Origin of the sequence: Mucilaginibacter sabulilitoris, assembly GCF_034262375.1 — a bacterium.
GTDB lineage: Bacteria > Bacteroidota > Bacteroidia > Sphingobacteriales > Sphingobacteriaceae > Mucilaginibacter > Mucilaginibacter sabulilitoris.
On sequence record NZ_CP139558.1, the window covers coordinates 3567416 to 3591236 of the forward strand.

The window sequence follows — 23821 nt, forward strand, 5'->3', positions numbered from 1 at the left end:
TTCCCAAAGCCTGCCATAGACAAGTTTATTTTAAATAGCCCGCGAAATGCGCTTTAAACTTCTGCAATTTGAAATCAATTACTGCCCGGCAATAAGGAGCATCAGTATTCTTTTTATAATAATCCTGATCATCCGCAGATGCTATTTCAAACGGATGTGACGGCAGTATCTCAGTAATGATCAAATGTTCATAAGACGACTGCATTTCAGCAATGATCTCAACAATTATTTTTCTTTCCTCTTCATTGTTGAAAAAGATCACGCTCCGAAATTGTTGGCCAGCAGCATCATGTACCCCTAATTCCGTTGTCGGATTGTGCGTTCGCAAATGTATCCGTATGATATCAGCCAAAGTGATTTGCTGAGGATCATAAGTTATTCTTACTACTTCACTGTATCCATGCTCCGATACGTCTTGGTCGTCGCCGCCTTCAGAAGCATAATGACTATAACCGCTTTCAACATTATTCACGCCAATTACTTGCCTGAATATGGCCTGTGTACACCAAAAACGTCCGCCACCAAAGATAATTTCACTGGTATTCATAGAATTTTTGCCGCTGTTTTATCTACCTATTATTTAGCCTTGTTGTTTTTTCGTTTGCTTTGCACGCGGTAATCGGAACCGGGTTCTTCCCCCAGCAAGTAGGCTGATTCTGCCGCGCGGTACGCTTGCGCAAGAGTATCAGGATTGGCATTTTGTTCAGTCACCCGTGGTGTCCGTTCTTCTTCTAAACCGTTGGAATGGTAGTCTTTCTGGCTAACCTGGTCTTCCTTGTCTTCGAACTCCTGATCGTCGAAAGGTATTTGATCTTCTGGATTTATCATTTTCTTTATTTTACTGAACAATATTGCTCTTAGCTGGAGGCAATTTCCAGTTTAACAGAAAACTTTAAAAGGACATATGTCTCATTTTTAACATAAACATTTCCGGATATAACAACAGTAATTGGCGTCGATCCATGACGTTAGGCCTAAAAGTCCTACTGATAAGTCCTATTTTCCATTGCGGCGTTTTTTTTTCTTTCTAAAATTGCCTGGCCGGTAACAAGAAATGTAATGGCAGAAAACGTTACCGGTAGTAGCCGTGCAGTCTGAAAAAGGTGGCTGCGGTCGCAGTTTATGCTTAACAACTTAATATCTCATACAATGGAAAACAATCTTCAGGCAATTTTTGCGGAAAAAAATGCAATGGTTAAACAGGGGCAGATCGTAGAAGCCACAGCCAAATTTTTCGCTGATAGCGCCACTACAAGCGATCACACGGGTGCGAAAACAAAAAATAAGGCGGAGATGCTGGAAAAAATGCGCGGTTTTGCGGGATCGATCAAAGCTGTTAATGGCATTACCCTTCATAATGAAGCGTTGAACGGCAATGTTTCATTTGCCGCCGCCTCTCTTTGCTTAACATTATACTGCGATGGATGGCCGGACAAATAATTTCCCAAACCCAAAAGCTTTCCGACCGGCTCCTTTCGCGTAGAGTTCGATTATTTTTAAGACCGAAGAATATAATAACCTGTTATTCGTTTCGCTAAAAGAAAGTTTTGTGATCATCCGCGGCAATGCCGATACCGCGCCTGACGTGGAATATTTTTAATTTGTTCAACTCCGTTCTCCGGGTCTTGATTTAAAACACGTACCGTTATAGATACCACTCCTGATCGTTATTTCAATAGCTTATCTACGAGTCCTGAGGGCAACCGCTTTGGGGCGGGCTATCCGATGTATCTTCTGTCGAATGCTGCCGCTGCTATCCCTCTTGCTGAACTACGTCCCAATTCTACCAATCCTTCATTCTTTCAAATCACAGAAGATGTACGACTTTTTCCTGATCGACCAGATAACTGTATCGCGCGATCAATTCCCGGAGTTTGGGATTTACAATATTTTCACAGAACGGTTTTTGCGGGTTCTTAAAATAATAATTCAGGTAATTTGCGGAGTTAAGTTTAAAAGCCCCAAAGGGTACAACCTCCGTGATAATCGGAGCGTCAAAGTCTCGCTGATAATCCTGGATTGCATTAACGACCGGTAATTCCTGCTGATCATTTAGCAGGTAAACGGCTGACCTGTACTTGGATCGCATACTATGACTCGAAGTGCAGCTATGCGAATGCAAGTGTATTCCGATCAGATCATGAATACCGATTACCTTCCTGTCAAATTCGACGATGACAGCTTCAGAAAATGCAGCGTCATTTCCCTTTGGCGAAATCCAACCCTGATCAACATTAAGAACCCCTTTGATGGACAGAAATATTGCCTCCGTACACCAATGGCAGCTACCGCCGAATCCGATCTTTTCTAGCATCATTTAAGTATGTTCTTTCTTTAACCCGCAAAATTTAATCCAGTTTTTACTTACATCAAAATTTTATTGAAATTCTATCGCTCTATTCAAGTTCAGCAAATACGCCTCAAAAAAGACGTGTTATCATTTTCATTAAGCAGTTATAAGAGCGTGGATTATTCTCATTATCCGCTATTTTCTTCAAACTATCAGTAACCCAAATACCTGCTTTGTTTTTTGAACCTGCGCCAATTGACGATAATAATGGCGAAAAATAGCTAATCACAAAATCAATAAATTGTTAAAATATTGAAAGCCAGATACTTATTGCGTTATTCCAAACTGGAACTTAAATTGATTTTACTGCGGTGATCAAATCAGGAACTATTAAAAATGATAAACATGGCCTATTTAACCAAAAACCAACACAAGATCTTAATTATCGCCTTAGTGATACTTTCAGGTTGTTCATCAAAACCAACGCCGTCGGCGATGCCTGCGCCTGTTGTACCTGTACTTACGCTGGCGCCGGTTTCCCTTCTTACTCACCAGCTTTATCCTGCGTCCATCGAAGCTAAAGACGAAGTCGAAATAAGACCACAGGTAAGCGGCATACTGGAAAAAATTCACGTTGATGAAGGTGCGTATGTAATGGCGGGGCAACCCCTTTTTGAGATAGATCAAAGACCATTTCAAGCTGCCTTAAGCAATGCGACCGCGACCCTGCATGCCGCCGAGGGTACCGCATCAAATGCCCGATTGGAAGTTGAGAAACTAACGCCGTTGGTTAACAATAAAGTCATATCCGATTTTCAATTAAAGACTGCGACTACCGCTGTGCAAGTAGCTGAAGCTAATACTGAAGAAGCTAAAGCCAATATAAGGACTGCTCAGATCAACCTGGCTTATACGATTATCAAGGCGCCTGTTAGTGGTTATATAAGTAGATTATTGCGAAAACGGGGCAGCCTTGTTGGTCCTGGTGATGCGGAGTCGCTGACAAGTATATCTGATGTCCATGAGATCCATGTCTATTTTTCATTGTCAGAAAATGACTTCACCATTTTTAAAAACAGGTATGCAGGTAATACGCTCAGTGAGAAAATCAAAAAGGTTCCGCAAGTTTCATTGGTGTTAAGTGATAATTCCGAGTACCCCTTAAAGGGAAAGATTGACATCATCAATGGACGTTTTGACAAAAACACCGCGGCTATCACCTTACGCGCCGTTTTTGCAAATCCTCAAGGAATATTACGGGCAGGCAATACCGGTAAGATTCAGCTTGATTTGCCATATAATGACGCCTTATCCATTCCTCAGTCCGCTACCGTCGAATTGCAAGACAAGATATTTGTTTTTTTACTTACCGATAGTAATAAGGTTCTGAAACAGGCTATTCATGTAGCGAGCCGTGAAAATAAAAATTACCTGGTTGACAACGGATTAAAGCCGGGCGATAAGATCATAACGGATGGCATTATTACGCTGCAAGACGGTATGGTTGTTCAGCCCGAAACGGCTAAAGCAACAACATCCGCCTCATCCAAAAATTAACCTTAAATCACATTAGTCATGCTAAAAAGCTTTATCAATAAACCGGTACTGGCGACCGTTATATCTCTTTTGCTGGTCATACTCGGAACAATTGGGTTGTCCAAGTTGCCGTTACAGCAATTTCCGGATATTGCTCCCCCGACAGTCGTGGTCACCGCACATTATCCCGGCGCTAATGCGGAAACTATACTTCGATCGGTGGCACCTCCGCTCGAAGAATCTATTAATGGCGTTGAAGGGATTACTTACATTAACTCGACAGCGAGTAACGATGGTTCACTAACCATCAACGTTTTCTTTAAATTAGGAACAAATCCCGATCAGGCGGCGGTTAACGTACAAAACCGCGTCAGCCAGGCTACGAGTCAGTTACCCGCTGAGGTTGTTCAACAAGGTATAGTCACTGCTAAACAGCAGAATAGCCTCATCATGGCAACTGGTCTTTACACGGAAGACGTGGGAAAATATGATGAGGTCTTTCTAAATAATTATGCCTCGATCAATATCATTCCTGATATCAAACGGATTCCAGGTGTCGGCTTAGCACAGATATTTGGCGGCGGAAAAGACTATTCCATGAGGATCTGGTTAAAACCAGCTCAAATGGAAACTTACCATCTTACCGCGGCTGATGTTACAACTGCAATACAAGATAAAAGTCTGGAGGCCGCGCCGGGGCGTTTTGGGGATCGTACTGATGAGCCATTTGAATATGTGATCAAATATAAGGGCAAACTGAATAAACCGACGGAATATGAAAATATTCCGGTAAAGGCAAATCCGGACGGGTCCATTTTGAGGTTGAAAGATGTTGCCAGAGTGGAGTTCGGTTCTTATGATTATTCTAATATTCAACGGTTAAACGGACATGTCGGAGTCGGGATCATCGTCGTGCAACTGGCCGGCTCGAATTCAAACCAAATCCAGATTGAGGTAAATAAGTTGATGGAAAGGGCATCAAAAAAATTTCCCAAAGGCATAAAATTTAAGACTTTCTATAGCACAAAAAGTGCGCTTGATGCCTCAATCGATCAGGTTGTTCACACATTGGTGGAAGCCTTCATATTGGTGTTTCTTGTAGTCTTTTTATTTCTTCAGGATTTCCGGTCAACGCTGATACCTGCGATCGCCGTGCCCGTTGCCATCGTAGGCACTTTCTTCTTTATGTATGTGTTTGGTTTTACAATAAACCTGCTTACTTTATTTGCACTCGTGCTCGCTATCGGTATTGTTGTTGATGACGCGATCGTTGTTGTTGAAGCTGTCCATGCAAAAATGGAAACAAAAAACCTTGAGCCTGGTGAAGCTACGATCGAAGCAATGCAAGAAATAACCGGTGCGATCATTTCCATCACACTGGTAATGTCGGCCGTATTCCTACCTGTCGGCTTAATGGACGGGTCAACCGGATTATTTTACCGGCAGTTCGCCTTTACCATGGCGATCGCTATTGTTATTTCGTCCGTTAATGCGTTAACCCTAAGTCCTGCTTTAGCAGCCTTATTCCTGAGAAATAAATATGATGTTGAGGATCCCGGGAAGAAAACAACCTATAAGGAGCGGTTCTTCGCAGGTTTTAATACAAAATTTAACCAGATCAGCGGCATATACATGTACCTCCTGAAATTTCTAATGACAAGAAAATGGATGGTCATAACAGGTCTGATGATAATCGTCGCATTTACTATCTATTTGCTCAGAACGACACCAAGCGGATTTATTCCGACCGAGGATCAGAATTTCGTCGCGGTAGCAGTCAGTATGCCTTCGGGAACGTCATTAAAAAGAACGCAGGATGTGATGATAGAGGCCGAGAAAAAATTAAAGGCCCTTGCTCCAAGCGAGTTTGTCATCGTTATTCCAGGGTATAATTTACTTACCTCAACGACAAGCCCGTCTTCTGCATCAGCGTTTATTAATCTGAAAAAAGTTAAGGATCGAGGAGAAGTAAGTGAGCTCGGGGCGGTACTTGGTATGTATCAGCGTACGCTGTCCACTATAAAAGGGGGGGTGTTCTTCGCTTTTACATTCCCGACTGTTCCGGGCTTCAGTAACGTAGAAGCATTAGATGTCGTTCTTCAGGACAGATCCGGCGGGTCGCTAAATCAGTTCTCGGGCGTTGCGAATAATTTTATTGGAGAATTAAATAAACAAGCCGCGGTTGGCGCCGCATTTACAACGTTTCGTGCCGATTATCCGCAGTACCAAATAGAAATAGACGATGATAGGGCAGCCCAGCTAGGTGTTAACGTACGAGATGTGTTACAAACAATGGCGGCTTACTTCGGCAACGTCCAGGCATCCGACTTTAACCGTTTTGGTAAATATTACAAAGTTGTATTACAAGCCGAAGCGAAGGATAAGTCAAATATAGACGCCTTAAATAATGCTTATGTAAGAAACAAGCTCGGCGATATGGTGCCCGTAAATTCATTGATTAAGCTTAACCGCGTATTTGGATCGGAAACCGCATCTCGTTATAATTTGTTTAATTCGATATCATTGAATGTGATTCCGAAGCCGGGACATAGTTCGGGCGAGGCTATTCAAGCCGTAAGGGATGTTGCCGCGAAATTACTTCCTGAGAACTTTGCTTATGAGTTTTCAGGTCAGACAAGAGAAGAGATCGCATCCAGTGGTGCTTCTGTAATAGTCTTCGGGTTATGCCTCGTCTTTGTTTACCTTTTGCTTTGTGCGCAATACGAAAGCTATATATTACCTTTTGCGGTTATTCTTTCGATACCAATCGGCGTTTTTGGTGTATTTTCCATGATCAACCTAAGACATATTGACAACAATATCTATGTCCAGGTTGCCTTGGTGATGCTCATCGGGTTACTTGCAAAAAATGCGATCTTAATCGTCGAATTTGCTGTACAGCGCCGCCGTTCAGGTGAGACACTGATTGATGCGGCTCTTGACGCGGCCAAACAACGGTTACGTCCGATCATCATGACTTCACTCGCATTCATTTTTGGCCTTTTTCCTATGAGTATCGCGACGGGTCCTTCAGCCCAGGGTAATCATTCTATCAGCTACGCGGCTGTAGGGGGAATGATTGCCGGAGTTTCATTGGGGATTATCGTTGTTCCTGTTCTTTTCGTCATTTTCCAAACGTTCCAGGAGAAAATAAGTAAGAAAAAACCAAAGAAAACGAATAATAAATTTCGTGTATTACCGGGCGCAAACCCAATAAATCTTTCTTAATATGAAGAATATTAAGTTTTATTTCACCGTCATGGCCGCGTTGACTTTTTACATATCGTCATGCAAAGTATCCAAAGATATCGGCGTTTCAGCGACGCATGTTCCTGCCAATTATAAAGACACCGGAATTGATTCAACCAGTATCGCTAAAGTACCCTGGAAGGATTTTTTTGAAGAACCACCGCTACAGGTACTGATTGACTCTGCTATCGTGCATAATAATGACTTGCTGATCGCCGTAAAAAATATGGATGCTGCTTCGCTGATACTAGGTCAGGCGAAGCTGGGAAATTTACCTACGCTGGGCATTCAGGCTACGGCAAATACGAGCCGGCCGTCTGATAACAGCCTGAACGGACTAAGCCTTTCTGCGTTTAATTACCAATCCAAACATATTGAAGATTATAACCTTTCCGCTTATTTAACTTGGGAGGCTGATCTTTGGGGTAAAATAAGAAGTCAGAAAGCAGCAGCGTTTGCCACGTTCTTAAAATCAGATCAGGCAAAGCGGGCGGTTCAGACACAGCTTGTCAGTCAGGTCGCCAAAGGGTATTATAACCTTATTTTGCTGGATAAACAATTGCATATTTCCCATGAAAATGTAAGGTTATATGATAGCACGCTGAGCATTATCAAACTGCAATTTAATGCCGGACAGGTTAGCTCTCTTGCGGTGCAGCAGGCAGAAGCCCAGAAAATGTTAGCCGAGGTGCTCGTGCCGCAATTTGAACAGGCAATTTCGATTCAGGAAAATGCCCTTAGTATTTTGACCGGAGCATTTCCCCGGCAAATAGCCCGTGCAACAGTTCCCTTCCGGCTGTCTGAAAACACCTATATAGATGTCGGTTTACCAGCGGCATTACTAAGTAATAGACCGGATGTCAAAGCATCTGAGCTTGAAATCGCTGAAGAAAATGGAAAGTTCGGTTATGCCAAGGCAAATATGTATCCTTCGTTGTCAATAAGTGCCCAGGGAGGGCTAGACGCGATAAAAGCAAGCAATTGGTTTAATATACCCGCTTCGCTTTTTGGAATGGTTACCGGCGGCCTTATACAACCAATCTTTGCGCAAAGAAAATTGAAAACAGCATACGAAGTAGAGAAAATCCGACGTGAACAGGCTGTAATTCGTTTCCGGCAAACATTTCTTGTAGCTGTCGGAGAAGTTTCAGATAATATCACGAAGCTCAATAAAACGAGTCAGCAATTATCGATATCCGAAAACCGGGTCGAGATATTACGTACAGCAATCTCAAATTCACAGCAACTTTTCAAAAATGGCCTGGCAAACTATCTGGAGGTACTTACTGCCCAGGGAAATCTGTTGCAAGGCGAGCTTGAGCTCGCCAGTCAGCAAAATTCAATCCGTTCAGCCCGTATCGATCTTTATCGCGCCGTGGGTGGCGGTTGGCAATAATAATATATCAATAGTCAATTTACCAACAATATATCTATGGAAAAAATAGTAATCGCCGGAGGCGGGTTTGCGGGAGTGAATCTTGCAATGGGTCTATTAAAAAACAAGGCCTATGAAATAGTATTAGTTGACAGAAATAATTATAATTATTTCTCACCATTGTTATACCAGGTTTCTACCGCTTTTCTGGAACCTTCAAGCATCTGCTATCCCTTCAGAAAGCTATTTCGGGATGGAGGGATTAGCTACCGTCTGGGTGAGATCGTAAGGATTGACACATCCGAGCAGATTCTCGTACTCAGCGATGGACAGATAACCTATGACCATCTGATCATAGCCACAGGGGCAGCGATAAATTATTTCGGTAACGAAAGTATCCGGCAAAATGCCATCCCTATGAAAACTGTAGACGATGCCTTGCAGATGCGGAATACCATTGTGAAAAGATGGGAAAAGGCCGCCATAACAACAGATCCTGTTGAAAAGCAAAAATTATTAAATATGGTTGTAGCGGGGGGCGGTCCGACGGGTGTTGAGGTTGCCGGCATGCTTGCAGAAATAAAGAAATTTATCCTGGCCAGGGAATATCCCGAATTTAAAACATATCCCTGTGAAATCTATCTTGTAGACGGAGGATCATCTTTATTACGTTCCATGAGTGCTAAAACTCAAAAACACGCCGAAAACGTACTAAACCGTCTGCATGTAAAAATAATATTGAATACAACTGTATCAGAGCTAAAGGATGGTTATGTAAAGTTAAGTAATGGCGAAGCTATCGAAGCATATACATTGATATGGGCCGCAGGCGTAACCATAAAAAGATTTGATGGAATCCCGGAGGATAGCTTTGCAAAAACAGGAAGGATGTTTACGGACGAATTCCACCGGGTAAAAGGGGTGGAAAATATTTATGCGATCGGTGACTGCGCTATCCAAACACACGAAGCAGCCTTTCCAAATGGACATCCGCAACAAGCCCAGACCGCGATACAACACGGGACACATCTTGCCAAAAATTTCACGCTCAGAGCGGCAGGTAAAGAAGAACGCCCGTTTCGCTATAATGATAAAGGAGAGTTGGTGGTTATCGGGCGAAATCAAGCCGCCGGCGATCTGTTCAAGGTTCGTTTTCACGTTCAGGGATATCCGGCGCTTTTCCTTTGGCTGTTTGTACATTTAACAGGTTTACTCAACCCTACTAATCGTATGAGGACCCTAAATAGCTGGATAGTCGCTTACTTATCCAGGGACCAGGCTTTGCGAATGATCTTCAGATCAAAAGCGGATTAACACCGTAAATGCGGAGCCAGTGTATTAGAAGGGCTAAATAATAGACAACTTGTTGGAAATTGTTATCAAAGCTCTATTAAAAGAGAAGCGTAAAGGTTTCCTGATCAGTAACGGGACTGATCAGGAAACCCTTGAAAATGATAGGTCGATTTCTGATTTGACGATAGCTCCCTTCGTACCTCAGTCCCGCTGATTCATTTTATTTAGTTCCTTATTCCGTTGTAGTATATACTGATTACCAGGCCAGGCTCTAATTCAACATAGCAAAAACGGAAATTCGGACCACATGAGATCACTTCGCTTAAGAGCTTAAAACCTGACTGCCGAATGAGATCCAGTGCTATTGACATGTCAACCACCGGGAAACTCATCAGTTGGTTACTTCCGTGAAAGATAAAGTCCGATGAGGTCGACCCAGGGCCGTGAAGTTCCAGAAGATCATCATTGAGTAACTTATAGGCTTTCAGCCCGGGATTGATATAAATCTCTTCAGTGTCTAATAATCTTTCCAAAAAGTCTGAAACCCGATCCAGTTGATCGGTCTCTATATTGATCGTAAATTTTAAGCTATAATCCTTTTTCATCAATAAATTAAGAGATATATGATCTTTCTCTGTAATAAATTTTACAGGTTTAAATTCTGCAGGTTTTCCTTCTTACCCTGCTGAGCGTTTCCGGATTTACACCCAGGTAGGATGCTATCATTCGATGGGGAATACGCAGAAGCAGTTCCGGCTGACTTTTAAGAAAATGCCGATACTTCTCTAACGCCGTCAGTGTATGTGTAACATGGATCTGGTATTGGCAAGAAATGAAATTAGTGTAACGCCAGTTTCTCAAGACTTCCCGAAGAACAGGTACTTGATACGAAAGCGTCGCAAAATCACTTTTGTCGATCACTATAACATAACTATTTTCCAATGCTTCAATTTTAAATCCCGACGGTTGCCGGGAAGTAAGACTTTCATTGTCACCGATCCAGTTATATTCCAGAAAAAAGGAAATAACAGATTCTTGCCCATTCCGATTTAAAAAGCAATGCCGAAAGCACCCTTTCATAACAACGGCATAGTTATTCCATTTGTCTCCTGAAACGATAAGCGCCTCTTTTTTTAAATAATGATGAACCTTAAAATATGGTTTAATGTACTCCCAGTCCGACTCACCGAGCGGAACAGTTTTGCAAAGGTGTTTCCTGAAGTCTTCTATTATTTGTGCTGGCATAGAATATTTTTCTCCTCTTGGATTATCAACGAACTGAAACAAGAACAGACATATATAAATTTCGATAGGTATAAAGGTCCTTTTTCTTTAGTCACGCGCACAGGACATTTATCACAAAATTAGCTTACATCACTAATAGGCTCGCCTGAAGCAAGTCTTGATCTACTATAAGCTCGATACGTATAAGGTATAATCTGATAATAAATATTCTCCTTCATCCCTGCCTTTCATTATATCTCTACCGAAGGATGATCAGGTCTTTTTTCTCGCTATGCGAGATCTATCGGGATATTCCGGGTGCTGAACAATAGATTAATAGCTAACTGATAGATATACCCCGTTTCATATTTCTAATATCGAAATCTTGCCTGTTTTTTTAAAGGTGGTTACCTGGCCTCTAATATTAATCTCCTACGGCTGAAAAGCCGGAAACTATACTGCCCGTGATATTTGCCCATTATCAAAGTTCCTGCTGTTGATTTCAGCATCACCGCATGTCGTCACGCTTAAAACATGTTATGCGTTTTCGAGATCATTATCCAACAAACTCATTTTTTTAAAAATGAGTTTGTTGGACGAAACAGATCACTGTCTAAATTCTTTTTTTTGAAAACATCCCCGGCCTGACGCGATTGACGTCCGGTATGTATCAAAGCTTACTCAGTTTCCCAAGTACCTACGGGCGAACACGAATGATCGTTTTTCCAACGAGCGGCACCTTTGAAGCGAACGTTGCAACTGCCTCATCAAGCGTAACAATTTTTCCAATATTCGTTTTAATGCGCCCGTCCCGAACCCATTGGGCGAGCTCGATCAATTGCCCACGATTGGCCTCGACGACGAAATCTATCGCGCGGCCGTCGACAGGTCTCGCCTCAGTTGGGCCGGCGATAGTGACGAGCGTTCCGCCGGCGCGAATTACGCCTGCAGACCGGGTTGTGATATCTCCGCCAAGAACGTCAAAAACGAGATCAACCTTACGGACGTCTTCTAATTTCTCATTATCGAGGTCGATATATTCATTTGCACCAAAATCGAGCGCCGTATGACGGCTGCTCGCGCGTCCGGTTCCGATGACGTATGCACCAGCTTCACGTGCGAGCTGTACAGCCATTGAGCCTACCACACCAGCCGCACCATGAACAATTACGCTTTGTCCCGATTGAACCTGGCCATGCTCGATAATCCCTTGCCACGCCGTAAGTCCCGGCATAACCAAGGCAGCGCCAATCGTGAAGTCGATATCTCCCGGTAACGGCGCGAGATTTCGGGCTTCGATGGCAACGTATTCCGCCAGCGATCCGTCGCGAAACCAGTCAGCGAGACCAAATACGCGTTGTCCCACCGATAGCCCCGCGGTACCATAGCCGAGAGCCGTAACTACGCCGGAAAATTCATGTCCCGGAATGGACGGTGTTCGATTAACGTCACGTCGGTCAGTCCAGGTCGATGGCCATTCAAGCTCGTTGAAAGTGAATCCCGAAGCGTGAACCTGAACAACAACTTCGTTCATTGCCGCGATCGGCTCAGCGCGCGCTGTCAGCTTCATGCCAGCCGTTCCTTCAGCCTCGTTTGTTACAATAATTGCTTTCATAATATTACCTCTCTTTTTTACACATGCACATGCTCGCTTGATGATTGAACTAGCTGAGCATTACAGTTTTAATTTTTGAATTCAGGTTAATTTAATATTTACGGTTTTTAAATATTTTTTATGGTAAATCAAATCTAACTTTTTGTTTGGTCACTTAAATGGACCAATTTTAAAATAGGTTTGGGTCCAGTTATGATAGAGAAATTGTTTTGAAATTACATGCTATAAACTCCGTCAGACGGCGCCGTCGCCAGGTTCACCGGCGGAGAGATTAAGTCTCTACCGTAAGATAATGGTGATGGCCTACAAAGAATTAAATACGCTCAGTACGGTAGAAACTAAAGATAGAAACGATCCACACGTTTGAAGGTAACCGCCTGAAACTTCCGCTCGTATTGTTAATATAAACAGTGAAAAGCTGATACGTGGCCAGCCACAGGTAGCCTGCTGATAACAAAATTATACCGTAGCTGATCGACATCCCGCTGGTTTTTTGATCGCTCCGGCTCCAACGGCATTTTATATTTAAATTGATGAATATTTTTAAGCGAAACGGGTAAAAAGCGCAGTTAAAATCAATCCAGGATCTGTCGTGGGGTTTGCAAAAGATTACGGCATAAACGGTTTCCTCCCCTAAAGGGCCCCTCCGAAATCCATTTTGACAAAATTTAAGTTGATTGCCAGAGATCAGTAGAGCTTAGGCAATCGTCTAATATAGCCAATGATAGTTAATTTACCTGATTAGGTCAGGCTCAAATACTTTGCGGTACCGCAACTGTTCTAATAATTAATTATCGGCAGAACTTCGGGAATATCAAGCCGGGCTACGCCAATACGATTGTCAGCCATGCCGTAATAAACGTCAAATCGATCAGGTTTCCCCAAATCATCACGGCGGTCGATACCCGTAGGAAACACTACGTCTGCAATTATTCCCACGCGTTCCTCAGGAAGGTCCGGACTGAGAAGCGGATATCGAGATCTGTAGAGTATTTTACAAGGATTATCGGCTGCCAGAATCATAACACCCGCAGAATATCGGTATTCTTTTTTCGTCGACGAAGAATGCGGACCTTCGCCAACGCCGTGGTAGAGATACATCCAGCCATGCCTTGTTAATATTGGCGGAGTTCCGGCACCGATCTTTAGGTCTTCCCAGTTTTGAATCGGGGCCGCGAGCGGATGATGGGAAATGAATTTCGATAATTTCCAGTGACGGGCCTTCTCCGAATTAAAATGCAAATAGGAAATCCAGATACATTCTTGATGACGGTTTCTTTTCGCCTGATTTTTGTGTAGCGCCTTTTCTTCGGGACTGGTACCAGGGAATAACGGCCTGTGCAACATACCCAAAGCCGTATGGCCGCGCGGGTCTTTAATAACCTGGGGAAAAATGCAGGCATCTTTATTATTTATTCCGTTAAACTCGATATGTTGAAACGTATTATAATTCGCTAGTCCGAGCCGTTCCCAGTGGAGTAGATCCGCGGACTTGGCCAAAGCAACGCGTGGCCCCTCTGGCGAAAAAGCCGTGTAGGTCATCAGGTATAGGTCCAGCGGTTCAACAAATGTTATACGAGGATCTTCACAGCCGCCGCCGTTTGGCCGCTTTTCATACTCGGCTTCAGGCTCCAAAGCTATACCTAATCTTTCAACGCCGCAAGGGTCGCCGACAGCATTGAATTTAACTCTTGCTATTCCTATCCTGGAATAATTATCCATTGTCGCCATACGCGGGAATAGATACAGATTACCGTCCCGACTTCTGATAGCGGCGGGATTGAGCACACCGCCGGCTTCCATAGGGTTGGTCATATCAGGCTCCATGATCGTGCCTAACCGTTGCATTTTAAAATCTTCTATACGCACCGTCAATGCGTTAATTTTAGGGTTATTTGTCATTGCAAATTGTTATTAAAATTGATAAAGCCACATATATGCCACTTTTATAAGTGATTAAAGATCAAATGTTTAATATATTTCATACGATGGGATATCCGAGATTCCGGGATTTGGCGAAGTGCCGTTACGAAATAGAGGCCTATTTCTTATCATTTAGAATACACCGGAACAGTCGCGCACTTCGCTATATCACGAGATTTCGGATTTTGCCGACACCATGAATTAATTAACAAGCTGTATCACTTGATCTTATATTAACTGGCATTAATACTGTTGTAGAATAAAAAGATTATTTATTAAGGTTAGTTGATAGAGTTCGGGTGATGAGTGAAATTGAATAACTACAAAAATAATTGAACTGACAACCGATGAAAAAGGAGAAGGCGGATTGATTGCCTTCTTACGTTAGTGAAAAATCAGAGGCACGGGCGTTCGAATATCTGGGTCAACTTTAATTGTGAAAGTCGTGAAAGTCGAAGAACAAATAACATTTGACCTCGAATGATCTAATGCGTTAAATTAACATAACTTATACAAATCAAATTAGAAGAAGGGTAATTATGCTACAGTGGAATGACATCATCAGGCTTGCGAAAAATGGTAATCCCGCGCCTGACCGAAGAGTTGAGAAAACCGACGAGGAATGGAAGGCCATCTTAACTCCTGAACAGTTTCGGATCACTCGTCGAAAGGGGACGGAAATGAGCTTCACCGGCGAATTGTGCAGCCGGTACGATCCTGGAAAATACAACTGCATCTGTTGTGACACCGAGCTTTTCGATTCCGAAATAAAATTCGAATCTTACACCGGCTGGCCAAGCTTTACACAACCGATCAAAGAAAATGCGATCAAATACAAAATAGATCCGCCATATAAAATGACAGGGTTTGAAGCTATCTGTAATACCTGCGATGCTCACCTCGGACATGTATTTCCGGATGGACCTGCGCCAAGTGGCTTGAGATATTGCATGAATTCTGAATCGCTCAAGCTGATATCTGCCGCCGAAAACCAGAAGCTATCGAACTCATAGATTTTTTAAAAATCTGAAGCTATGAAAAAGATACATCTATTTTTAGCGTTTATGTTGATCATTTTGAATGTGGCTTGTCAAAGTCCCCGGCCCGATAAGCAGGTAATAGATTCTAAAAGATATCCCGACGCAAAGCCGGACAGCTATTGGAAGAAAAAGTTGTCGCCGGAAGCGTATAACATTTTGGTCAACCGGGGAACAGAACCCCCCTTTAAAAATCCTTATTGGAACAATCACCAAAAGGGCGTCTATGTAAGCGCTGCTACGGGAAAGCCGTTATTCACTTCAGATGATAAATTTGAGTCCGGTACGGGTTGGCCGAGTTTTACTAAACCGATAAATGACAAAGATATCAGTATTGTGAAAGATACATCGTTCGGTTTGGTACGTGATGAAGTTGTAGAAAGCAGTACAGGGCTGCATCTGGGCCATTTGTTTGACGATGGCCCGGCGCCCACGTTTAAGCGGTTTTGTATGGATTCATATGCATTCAAATTCATTCCTGCTGAGAAAAAACGGAATACTCACATAAATCGAGACACCATAAAATGAAGAAGACAGGATTATACATTGTGTTTGTATTATTAAGTTATAGTTGCACCTATTCACAGACATCCGGCAACGGTCAAGGATACGCTAAACTACCGGCGGTTACACCAGGTGAGCACGTAGCTGATTTTGCCGCCGGATGCTTTTGGGCGAGCTCAGAGGCGTTGCTGGAGTTAAAAGGGGTAAATAGCGTGGTGTCCGGATATGCGGGCGGTAACGTTGTAAGACCGACCTACGAAGCCGTTTGCTCTGATAAAACCGGGCATGCCGAGACGGTCCAGGTATATTATGATCCCAAGATAATCAGTTACGCAAAATTGGTTGAAGCTTTCCTTTATGCCCATAATCCTACAGAACTGAATTACCAGGGCCCTGACCGTGGTACGAGTTACCGTTCTGCTATTTTTTACCGGAATGCTGAAGAAAAGGCAATTATTCAAAAAACAATTAACCAGGTTAGCGCCTCCAAATATTATGATGCGCCGATCGTTACACAAGTGTTGCCGTTTTCAACATTCTATCCGGCAGAAAGTTATCACCAAAATTATTTTCGCCTGCATCCGGAAAGTCCCTACATACAAAATGTTTCCGTTCCTAAAATCCTTAAACTACGAAAAAAGGAAAATAGCCTTTTAAAACCTGAATTTCAGAATAACTAATATTTGAGGCTGCTATATGTCATGTAGTAAAAGTGGGATGTGAAAGTTGAATGCGCCTCCATTAAAAAGAGATTATGACAGCGACATCATGCATGGTGGCTATCCTTTTGTTCTCGTGCATATCACAGCCAGCCGATTTTTTTAAACCTAAAATATAATAGGATACATATTGTAGCCATCACTATCAAAACCACGAAATAACCGGAATTTGTCCGCGTTTCAGGCATGTTTTGAAAATTCATACCATAGATGCCAGCAATTGCGGTGGGCACTGCAAGAATTCCTGCCCAGGCCGCTAACCGCCGCGTTATTACTCCCTGCCGTTGCTGTTCTAACAAAGTACTCGCTTCAAACACCGATTTGATTATCTCTATAAGGCTACTAACCAGCACTTCCTGCCTAAGGACATGATCCAGTACATCGCTGATATATGGTTTTACCTCTGCCGCCACACATGGAACTTGCAAATGCACGAGTTTTCCGGTTACTTCCGACATCTTTCCCAGCACGCGTTGAAAGAGGATCGCTTCTCTGCGAATGCGGAAAATCCTTGTTATTTGATCCCTGCTGAGAAACGCTTCCAGCATCTGTTGTTCCAGGCCTAAGACGGTGTCCTCCATCATTTGAAGTACCGGCAGATAACTATCAATAATGAAATCCATTATTGCATGTAGTATATAATCCGGGCCTTGACGAAATGATGAAGGTCCATTGTCCAGCCTTAAGCAATAGTCGTGATAATCAGGATAATCTCCATGCCTTGTAACGATGATATATTTCTTGCTTAGGAAAACTGACATGTCGCTGTACACAATACAATCATTTTTTAGGTTCGCAGACTTTATCACCAAAAAGATCTGGTCATTATAAAGATCTAACTTAGGTACCTGGGAAACGCTCATGGCATCTTCTACAGCAAGATTATGTAAATTGAATTTTTCTTGCAGCACTGAAAAGTCAGCCTCAGTCGGATCTTGAAGGTCGATCCATATAAATTCTGAAACAGCCAGGGGGGGAGCGGCATCCTCGAGCGCAATTTTTTTGGTCCGGTTTCCGTCCTTGTATATAAATGAAATGCTTTGACTCATTGTAACCAAATTAGCTATTTTAATGCCACCCGGCTAATATGCTATTTTTCAAGGAGGTTTATAACCGAAGAATCGTGATTTGCCGATATTTGGTGATATAACGAAAATGGCCTGTTTAACAAATATTTATATCCGGGAGCCGGTCAAACAAACCTAGTCTAAATAACTGTAATTCAATACCAAGATAAGATTTTGTTCTAATCGACATCAAATTGCACGGCTTTTGGTGCAGTTTCGATTTGGGGCATTCCCATGATTAATAATTTGTATACCAATTAATATAATCAGTAAACAAAAACAAATCTTATGTTAAAGTGGCTTGATATCATCAGAATTGCAAATAACGGTAATCCATCCCCTGAAAAAAGGGTTGAAAAAACTAATGAAGAATGGCAATTGATCTTAACACCTGAGCAGTTTAGGGTAACCCGTTTGAAAGGTACTGAGCGGCCGCACAGTTCTGACATGTGTTCTTATTTTGAGCCGGGCAAATATGCCTGTATCTGTTGTAACACGGAATTGTTTGACGCAGGTGAAAAGTTTGAAAGCGGAACGGGGTGGCCTTCCTTTACACAGCCTATAAAGGAAAACGTGGTTGCATATCATAAGGACAGCACTTTCGGCATGGTTAGAATTGAAGCATTATGTAACATCTGCGACGCGCATTTGGGGCACGTATTCCAGGATGGTCCCACGCCAAGCGGTTTGAGATATTGTATGAACGCTGTTTCGCTAAGAAAGATAGTTGTAAACGAAAGCAAGATCACCTTTGGTGGCGGATGTTTCTGGTGCACGGAAGCGATATTTCAGCAGTTGAAAGGAGTTGTCAAGGTAGAAAGCGGCTACAGCGGAGGAGAGATCTCGAATCCCAGCTATCGGGAGGTTTGCAGCGGTATGACAGGGCATGCTGAAGTTATCGAAGTCACTTTCAATCCGGCAGAAATAAGTTTTGAAGACCTGCTGCGCATTCATTTAGCAACACACAATCCCACCACCATTGATGCGCAGGGCGCCGATAAGGGCTCACAGTACAGAAGTGTAATTTTCTATCGTAATGACAAGGAAAAGGATGCGGCTATGAAAGTAATAGAAGAATTGCAGGCCAGTTATAATGCAATGATCGTTACACAGCTCGAGATGTTTGAACATTTCTATAAGGCTGAAGCCTACCATCAGAATTATTACAACAATAACAGTGATCAGACATATTGCCAAGCCATTATTAACCCGAAACTAAAAAAATTCAAGGATTTATTTAAAGAGAATCTCAAAGAACAAGTGACTCTTTAAAAAATATCTGCGAATCCAGTGTTGAATTTTAATTAATAAACATCCGCTACATAATATGAAAATCGCATATATATCAACCGTTCCGCCCGCGAATGCACTTACGCTGGCCCATCGTCAGCGCCGAGTTTGTGAAATTGGCCCAGGGGATGTCGCTCTTGCCGATGATTTCAATGACAAGATGTTAAAAAGCGGCATTCTGGACCCCTAGATTTTACTATGAATGTTATTGCCAGATTCTGCAGCTGTATTCAATTGCCACAAATTTTAATGAAGTTGTCGGAAAATGAGATTTATTCGGGATTCTTTTATTCCTTTCATTTTTGGAATCCGATGTTGCCAGTTTTCCTGAAATCCGACCTTCATTAGCAGATAAGAACCGTTTTCAAGTAGAATAGAAAATTCAAGTGAGTGGTCATCCCTGTTCCGGATGTCAAACATCCGTGACCGGCCAATACTGACAACGCATAATTTTCGTCCCGGCTCGCCATAGTTATCCATATGCCAACCCACCGAGTCGTTCCCGTTCCGGTAATAGTTCAGCGATACGCTGTCGAATTTTTCTCCGGATAGCCTTTCTATACGCTCTTTTATCACCAGTAGCTCAGATGTCCAGGGCAACGGGTATAAACCTTTGCATGTAATGGAATAATCCAGGTCGGCTTCGCCGAACCAGGCGATCAGGCGTGGGGTGGAAACTTCTTTTCCATTTATCAATTCAAATTTTTCCTCCCAAGGAGTTTCGTCAATAATCTTGTCCAATAAATCCAAACTTTCTTCAATACTGAAGACTCCGGGTTTATAATCGACAAGCTTTGCCGGAATCCCATGATTCGGGAGCATGTCGTCAGGTGCGTTAAATTGCGGCATATGTTTATTTTAGTATAGTCATTTTAACAGGCTGTTATTTGGTTACAAAAGCGATACTTTGATCTTACATCCTGGTAGGTATCGAAATGCCAAGTAAAGATAATCCTGATTTCAATATCGACAGGACACATGCCGACAATGAAATTCGCGCCGCTTTAAGTTGCTGATTATTGGAATCCTTAATCTGGGTTGAATTATAGAAACTGTTATATAATCTGGATAATTCATATAAATAATTTGCCAAAAGGTTTGGCTTATACTTCGTACATGCCTGAACGACTTGCTCGTTAAAACGAGAAATTTTAATTAAGATGTTTTTTTCAACCTCCGAAGTTAAAACCGACCAATTGGTATGCTCGGCGTGTGGCATTCCTAATTTGTTAATTAGTGAATTAATACGGGTGGTGGTATATTGTAAATAAGGACCGGCGTCGCCGTCAATCTTTAACCATTCGTCCATATCAAATATAATCTTGTGGTCCGGATCGATCTTATTCATGCCATATTTTATAGCTCCCTCAGCAATTATTTTTGCGTTGTCCTCAATTTCACTACTAGTTAAATTATTATTATTACGATTCAAATGATCTATTTTTACTTTTTCTGTCATTTGCTTGATCAAATCCAAAATGGGTATGATGTTACCCGCCCTGGATGACATCGCGCCTCCCGGGAGCTCTACAAAGTTATACGACAGGTGAAGATTATTCTTTGCGTTCCTATCTCCTAACACCTCTAACACTTTAAATACCTGCGCGAAATGATGGCCCTGCCGTTGATCTACTACGATTATACTTTTTTCGATATTATAATCTGAAAATTTAAGTTTGGCTAATTCCAGATCTTTCGTGGCGTATAATCCGTTGCCGTCTGATTTAATCAACAGGCAGAACCCGAGATTAAACTCACTCAGATCAACTCCTACAGCTCCCTCTGACTGTACAAAAACTCCGTTGTGTAAATTGCCTTTTACATAGTGGACCGATGACAATGTAACATCGGATTCCCAGTACCATTGGTCAAAGTGTATATTGGCCCAACGATAAACTTCGTTCATTAATGCAATGGACCATTGTCTCGTTTCCTTCCAAAGCAGGTAAAAATGGCCAGTTTTGTTTTCAATCTGATAAAGAATTTCGGTAAGCTGCTCCTTGTTGACGCGCTCGTGTGGTGTACCTTCTTCTGACGCAAGTTTTAAATGTGCCTTAGTATACAGGGAACCGAGCCAAGTTCCCTGGTCGTGCGAGGGAATGCTTTCACTATTATAATATTCCATATACCACAGGCATTTCGCTACATGCGTGCCCACATCACCTGGAAAAGTGGCGCTGATTACTTTAAATCCGCAATATTTGTGTATCCGCACTAAAGCATCGCCCAAACACATGTTCCGCATATGGCCGACATGAAGTTCTTTGTGGGTATTTGGCTGTGAATATTCGATCATGATCAAGGGGCGGTCATCCAAATTAATCTGGTCAAAAAAGATTCCCGAGAGTACCTTGCTACCGACTGCTTCGCCGGTAAAAAGTGAAGTCAACGTAAAGTTGATATAAGGGCCTACCGCTGCAAACCGCTCAACTTTTTCAGTATCCGTTGCTATATGGTCCGCGATCTGTGTCGCAAGCTCAAGAGGCGACCGGCCGGCAGCTCTGGCAAGAAAAAAACAGGGGAACGTAAAATGCCCGAATGCTGTATCGGGCGGCGGAATCAACTGATTATATATTTCATCAATTGAAATATTTTTTATTATAATATAAACAGCATCAAAGAGTATTTCCGAAAGATAATCTTTCAGCACATCTGATTTGTAGGAGTACATATGTTTTGTTGCATTTATGCCAAACTATGAGTATGGCGTAGTAATCTTGACGTTTAGGAATAATGTTTTGTCAGTCATACGCTATACCGGTCGTTACGCCAGGGATACGCGGTATCTGAATATCCCCTTTCTTCCCAAAAGCCGCGTTTCTTTTCTGTTAAAAACTCGACGCGTTTAATCCATTTAGACCCCTTCCATGCGTACAATTGAGGCGTAATCATTCTTACAGGGCCGCCATGCTCTATCGACAATGGCTGTCCTTCGAAGGTATGGACCAAAAGTACATCCGGTTTAAGCGCTTCTTCAATCGATAAATTGGTTGTATAGTTGTCATAACCATAACATAGGACATTAGTCACATCCGATGAAGGTTGCGCAAGTGCGGCCAGATCTATTAGCCGTACTCCCTTCCAGTGCATATTGAGTTTAGACCATGTTGTGACACAATGAAAATCGGAGGTGTCCTTCGTTTGTGGCAGATTCATAAATTCCTTCCAGCTTAGTTTAAGCGGATGCTCAACTGCGCCATTGATTTCCAAATTCCAATATTCGAGCTTTATGTTAGGCTGATTCCCCAGGTCGAGCACCGGCCATTTTTCAGTTACCGTTTGTCCTATAGGGACTTCAGGCATGCCATGCCGGTTGATATTACCGGTGCCCATTGGTGGAGCATCAGCCCCATAGGCTTGGTGTTCCATTTGTTTTGTAAATCGCTCCCTGAGTTTCATTCGGGCCGCTACGATTCGATCTGACTGGTCCATATTTAATAAAGTTGAAAAAAATTCATGGTAACAAAAAATTTAACACTGTCGATAACATCGAAATCATTTGCCACCGGAGGAACATCTGCGCAATCAGTTTGTCAAGTTTAGATCCGCAGATCTATTTATATTTATTGTTCCTTACCGTTAAGTATTCGGAGCTTAATCATATCCGGAAATAAACTACTGAAAGGCCAGGATATCTCCATTCATGGTAATCCGGTCCTTCTATACGCCAAAAGCGCTTTCAACGAAAGGAGCGGACTATGCAGGCGGCGACTTTCGCCAATCCTGTTCTAATCATCAGTCCTTTTCTACTTTAACACCTTTCCAGAAAGCAACATAATTACCAATTTGTTGGTAACCGCTTTTGGGATTGGGATAATACCACGCCGCTGCCATATTTTCATTCCCGTCCACATTGATGTCATAATAGCTTGCAACGCCCTTCAAAGGACAGGTTGTATGCGAATCTGTGGTTGAGAAGTACTCCTTTACAATACTTTCCGGGGGGAAATATTGATTGCCTTCTAACGCTACAGTATTATCGCTCTGAGCGATGATCTTATTGTTCCAAATTGCTTTCATTTTTATTTAATATTGATAGAAATTATTTTAGTTGTATGTTCTGTTAAAGCCAACGTCGTCCTATCCCGTCAAAATCCTAAAACTTCGCCAACGAGAATGACATGGACCTGTCGGGGCCTGATTTCTCTTTCAAAAACCAAATACTTACCCAACGTCGCACCTTCTTTAAAGCCTGCTCGTTTCATCCGCTCATTCTCTAACGGAAGCACAAATTCGTTAAGCCGTTCGAATGCAGAATCCAGAGTCGGAACAACTTTTTGTAAACCGGCAACGAACACAATGTTTCGGCTGGCGTAAGCAATTGCCGACAGTTGATTTCCCATACCAGATGCAATAAGTAATTGTCCGTTTTCAGTGATGGCCTGAAGACTTTGGATATTGTAGTCAGCCAAAATGCTCTCCCTGCGTAGCTCATCCCTTTTCAAGTGATCGACTTCGGTAAAAATATTATCCCTAAAGTTTTTCCAATCATGTTTTTTTGAATTGAGGAGATCGAGAAAGCCTATTTGTTTCAGTGTAACAGACGATGCTGTTGCTATTTCCGAGCCGGGAGGAATAACCGAAATGACTTTAGCCAGTGCATCCTCCTTTGACACTGCAAAATGAGGGATAAAGTTCCGGTGTCTTAAATTTTCAAAGAGTTTGTCGACACTTTTTCGGGTAGCGAGGTAATTCATAA

At 42.5% G+C, this 23821-nt stretch carries 23 protein-coding genes; 10 read left to right on the plus strand and 13 right to left on the minus strand.

Features of this window, described 5'->3' with window-relative positions:
* Positions 1-25 precede the first annotated feature (25 nt).
* Together SNE25_RS15615 and SNE25_RS15620 are read right to left on the minus strand one after the other, a co-directional pair.
* Positions 26-547, minus strand: a complete 522-nt coding sequence (locus SNE25_RS15615) for a peptide-methionine (S)-S-oxide reductase (protein ID WP_321566034.1) — start codon at positions 545-547, stop codon at positions 26-28.
* A gap of 29 nt (positions 548-576) precedes the next feature.
* The gene (locus SNE25_RS15620) at positions 577-828 is read right to left on the minus strand and encodes a hypothetical protein (RefSeq protein WP_321566035.1); all 252 of its coding nucleotides are present in this window, start codon (positions 826-828) and stop codon (positions 577-579) included.
* 321 nt (positions 829-1149) lie between these two features.
* Between SNE25_RS15620 and SNE25_RS15625 the strand changes: the two genes are divergently transcribed.
* On the plus strand, positions 1150-1440 hold the full coding sequence (locus SNE25_RS15625; RefSeq protein WP_321566036.1) for a hypothetical protein: 291 nt from the start codon (positions 1150-1152) through the stop codon (positions 1438-1440).
* A 367-nt stretch (positions 1441-1807) separates the two neighbouring features.
* Here SNE25_RS15625 and SNE25_RS15630 read toward each other — a convergent pair whose 3' ends face one another.
* Positions 1808-2317, minus strand: coding sequence for a peptide-methionine (S)-S-oxide reductase (locus tag SNE25_RS15630; protein ID WP_321566037.1), 510 nt, complete (start codon positions 2315-2317; stop codon positions 1808-1810).
* Between the two features lie 378 nt (positions 2318-2695).
* Here SNE25_RS15630 and SNE25_RS15635 point away from each other — a divergent pair, with 378 nt between their 5' ends.
* From SNE25_RS15635 to SNE25_RS15650, 4 genes are read left to right on the plus strand one after another with little or no spacing between them, the layout of a single operon-like run.
* Positions 2696-3847: an efflux RND transporter periplasmic adaptor subunit gene (locus tag SNE25_RS15635; RefSeq protein WP_321566038.1), complete on the plus strand. Its 1152-nt coding sequence runs from the start codon at positions 2696-2698 to the stop codon at positions 3845-3847.
* A gap of 18 nt (positions 3848-3865) precedes the next feature.
* Positions 3866-7054: an efflux RND transporter permease subunit gene (locus SNE25_RS15640; protein ID WP_321566039.1), complete on the plus strand. Its 3189-nt coding sequence runs from the start codon at positions 3866-3868 to the stop codon at positions 7052-7054.
* 1 nt (position 7055) lies between these two features.
* Positions 7056-8471, plus strand: coding sequence for an efflux transporter outer membrane subunit (locus SNE25_RS15645; protein WP_321566040.1), 1416 nt, complete (start codon positions 7056-7058; stop codon positions 8469-8471).
* Positions 8472-8507: 36 nt separating this feature from the next.
* A complete protein-coding gene (locus SNE25_RS15650) occupies positions 8508-9764 on the plus strand; it encodes an NAD(P)/FAD-dependent oxidoreductase (protein WP_321566041.1) in 1257 nt (418 codons plus the stop codon).
* Between the two features lie 203 nt (positions 9765-9967).
* On the opposite strand, the gene SNE25_RS15655 is transcribed toward SNE25_RS15650, so the two are convergent.
* From SNE25_RS15655 to SNE25_RS15670, 4 genes are all read right to left on the minus strand, one after another.
* The gene (locus SNE25_RS15655) at positions 9968-10348 is read right to left on the minus strand and encodes a hypothetical protein (RefSeq protein WP_321566042.1); all 381 of its coding nucleotides are present in this window, start codon (positions 10346-10348) and stop codon (positions 9968-9970) included.
* 49 nt (positions 10349-10397) lie between these two features.
* The gene (locus SNE25_RS15660; RefSeq protein ID WP_321566043.1) at positions 10398-10988 is read right to left on the minus strand and encodes a Crp/Fnr family transcriptional regulator; all 591 of its coding nucleotides are present in this window, start codon (positions 10986-10988) and stop codon (positions 10398-10400) included.
* Positions 10989-11664: 676 nt separating this feature from the next.
* Complete coding sequence (locus SNE25_RS15665) at positions 11665-12582, minus strand: NADP-dependent oxidoreductase (RefSeq protein ID WP_321566044.1); 918 nt, start codon at positions 12580-12582, stop codon at positions 11665-11667.
* Between the two features lie 780 nt (positions 12583-13362).
* Positions 13363-14484, minus strand: coding sequence for a glycoside hydrolase family 130 protein (locus tag SNE25_RS15670; RefSeq protein ID WP_321566045.1), 1122 nt, complete (start codon positions 14482-14484; stop codon positions 13363-13365).
* 560 nt (positions 14485-15044) lie between these two features.
* Here SNE25_RS15670 and msrB (SNE25_RS15675) point away from each other — a divergent pair.
* Genes msrB (SNE25_RS15675) through msrA form a run of 3 tightly spaced genes read left to right on the plus strand, consistent with a single transcriptional unit; the run spans position 15045 to position 16726 of the window.
* Positions 15045-15518: a peptide-methionine (R)-S-oxide reductase MsrB gene (gene msrB, locus SNE25_RS15675; protein ID WP_321566046.1), complete on the plus strand. Its 474-nt coding sequence runs from the start codon at positions 15045-15047 to the stop codon at positions 15516-15518.
* Between the two features lie 21 nt (positions 15519-15539).
* Positions 15540-16070, plus strand: a complete 531-nt coding sequence (msrB, locus tag SNE25_RS15680; RefSeq protein ID WP_321566047.1) for a peptide-methionine (R)-S-oxide reductase MsrB — start codon at positions 15540-15542, stop codon at positions 16068-16070.
* Positions 16067-16726 (plus strand): peptide-methionine (S)-S-oxide reductase MsrA, encoded by a 660-nt coding sequence (gene msrA, locus SNE25_RS15685; protein WP_321566048.1) that lies wholly within the window; start codon positions 16067-16069, stop codon positions 16724-16726. Before msrB (SNE25_RS15680) ends, msrA begins: the two co-directional genes overlap by 4 nt.
* A 122-nt stretch (positions 16727-16848) precedes the next feature.
* On the opposite strand, the gene SNE25_RS15690 is transcribed toward msrA, so the two are convergent.
* On the minus strand, positions 16849-17814 hold the full coding sequence (locus SNE25_RS15690; protein ID WP_321566049.1) for a magnesium and cobalt transport protein CorA: 966 nt from the start codon (positions 17812-17814) through the stop codon (positions 16849-16851).
* Between the two features lie 306 nt (positions 17815-18120).
* Between SNE25_RS15690 and SNE25_RS15695 the strand changes: the two genes are divergently transcribed.
* Positions 18121-19104: a bifunctional methionine sulfoxide reductase B/A protein gene (locus SNE25_RS15695; protein ID WP_321566050.1), complete on the plus strand. Its 984-nt coding sequence runs from the start codon at positions 18121-18123 to the stop codon at positions 19102-19104.
* A 55-nt stretch (positions 19105-19159) separates the two neighbouring features.
* Positions 19160-19312, plus strand: coding sequence for a hypothetical protein (locus SNE25_RS15700; protein ID WP_321566051.1), 153 nt, complete (start codon positions 19160-19162; stop codon positions 19310-19312).
* Between the two features lie 56 nt (positions 19313-19368).
* On the opposite strand, the gene SNE25_RS15705 is transcribed toward SNE25_RS15700, so the two are convergent.
* The 5 genes from SNE25_RS15705 to SNE25_RS15725 form a co-directional block, all read right to left on the minus strand.
* Entirely contained in the window at positions 19369-19971 is a 603-nt protein-coding gene (locus SNE25_RS15705) for an alpha-ketoglutarate-dependent dioxygenase AlkB family protein (protein ID WP_321566052.1), read from the minus strand.
* A 64-nt stretch (positions 19972-20035) separates the two neighbouring features.
* Positions 20036-21793: an arginine--tRNA ligase gene (argS, locus tag SNE25_RS15710; RefSeq protein WP_321566053.1), complete on the minus strand. Its 1758-nt coding sequence runs from the start codon at positions 21791-21793 to the stop codon at positions 20036-20038.
* A gap of 74 nt (positions 21794-21867) precedes the next feature.
* Positions 21868-22491 carry a molybdopterin-dependent oxidoreductase gene (locus SNE25_RS15715; RefSeq protein WP_321566054.1) on the minus strand — a complete coding sequence of 208 codons (624 nt, stop codon included), beginning with the start codon at positions 22489-22491 and terminating at the stop codon, positions 21868-21870.
* Positions 22492-22857: 366 nt separating this feature from the next.
* The gene (locus tag SNE25_RS15720; protein WP_321566055.1) at positions 22858-23142 is read right to left on the minus strand and encodes a DUF427 domain-containing protein; all 285 of its coding nucleotides are present in this window, start codon (positions 23140-23142) and stop codon (positions 22858-22860) included.
* Positions 23143-23210: 68 nt separating this feature from the next.
* Positions 23211-23819 (minus strand): lactate utilization protein, encoded by a 609-nt coding sequence (locus SNE25_RS15725; RefSeq protein WP_321566056.1) that lies wholly within the window; start codon positions 23817-23819, stop codon positions 23211-23213.
* Positions 23820-23821 lie beyond the last annotated feature (2 nt).

Bases quoted from the DNA above. Each gene is read 5' to 3' on its own strand.
- SNE25_RS15655 (WP_321566042.1), bottom strand. From the start codon at position 10,348: ATGAAAAAGGATTATAGCTTAAAATTTACGATCAATATAGAGACCGAT.
- SNE25_RS15615 (WP_321566034.1), bottom strand. From the start codon at position 547: ATGAATACCAGTGAAATTATCTTTGGTGGCGGACGTTTTTGGTGTACA.
- SNE25_RS15630 (WP_321566037.1), bottom strand. From the start codon at position 2,317: ATGATGCTAGAAAAGATCGGATTCGGCGGTAGCTGCCATTGGTGTACG.
- argS (WP_321566053.1), bottom strand. From the start codon at position 21,793: ATGTACTCCTACAAATCAGATGTGCTGAAAGATTATCTTTCGGAAATA.
- msrA (WP_321566048.1), top strand. From the start codon at position 16,067: ATGAAGAAGACAGGATTATACATTGTGTTTGTATTATTAAGTTATAGT.
- SNE25_RS15640 (WP_321566039.1), top strand. From the start codon at position 3,866: ATGCTAAAAAGCTTTATCAATAAACCGGTACTGGCGACCGTTATATCT.
- SNE25_RS15635 (WP_321566038.1), top strand. From the start codon at position 2,696: ATGGCCTATTTAACCAAAAACCAACACAAGATCTTAATTATCGCCTTA.
- msrB (WP_321566047.1), top strand. From the start codon at position 15,540: ATGAAAAAGATACATCTATTTTTAGCGTTTATGTTGATCATTTTGAAT.
- SNE25_RS15665 (WP_321566044.1), bottom strand. From the start codon at position 12,582: ATGAAAGCAATTATTGTAACAAACGAGGCTGAAGGAACGGCTGGCATG.
- SNE25_RS15695 (WP_321566050.1), top strand. From the start codon at position 18,121: ATGTTAAAGTGGCTTGATATCATCAGAATTGCAAATAACGGTAATCCA.
- SNE25_RS15660 (WP_321566043.1), bottom strand. From the start codon at position 10,988: ATGCCAGCACAAATAATAGAAGACTTCAGGAAACACCTTTGCAAAACT.
- msrB (WP_321566046.1), top strand. From the start codon at position 15,045: ATGCTACAGTGGAATGACATCATCAGGCTTGCGAAAAATGGTAATCCC.
- SNE25_RS15625 (WP_321566036.1), top strand. From the start codon at position 1,150: ATGGAAAACAATCTTCAGGCAATTTTTGCGGAAAAAAATGCAATGGTT.
- SNE25_RS15720 (WP_321566055.1), bottom strand. From the start codon at position 23,142: ATGAAAGCAATTTGGAACAATAAGATCATCGCTCAGAGCGATAATACT.
- SNE25_RS15650 (WP_321566041.1), top strand. From the start codon at position 8,508: ATGGAAAAAATAGTAATCGCCGGAGGCGGGTTTGCGGGAGTGAATCTT.
- SNE25_RS15645 (WP_321566040.1), top strand. From the start codon at position 7,056: ATGAAGAATATTAAGTTTTATTTCACCGTCATGGCCGCGTTGACTTTT.
- SNE25_RS15670 (WP_321566045.1), bottom strand. From the start codon at position 14,484: ATGACAAATAACCCTAAAATTAACGCATTGACGGTGCGTATAGAAGAT.
- SNE25_RS15700 (WP_321566051.1), top strand. From the start codon at position 19,160: ATGAAAATCGCATATATATCAACCGTTCCGCCCGCGAATGCACTTACG.
- SNE25_RS15690 (WP_321566049.1), bottom strand. From the start codon at position 17,814: ATGAGTCAAAGCATTTCATTTATATACAAGGACGGAAACCGGACCAAA.
- SNE25_RS15725 (WP_321566056.1), bottom strand. From the start codon at position 23,819: ATGAATTACCTCGCTACCCGAAAAAGTGTCGACAAACTCTTTGAAAAT.
- SNE25_RS15715 (WP_321566054.1), bottom strand. From the start codon at position 22,491: ATGGAACACCAAGCCTATGGGGCTGATGCTCCACCAATGGGCACCGGT.
- SNE25_RS15705 (WP_321566052.1), bottom strand. From the start codon at position 19,971: ATGCCGCAATTTAACGCACCTGACGACATGCTCCCGAATCATGGGATT.
- SNE25_RS15620 (WP_321566035.1), bottom strand. From the start codon at position 828: ATGATAAATCCAGAAGATCAAATACCTTTCGACGATCAGGAGTTCGAA.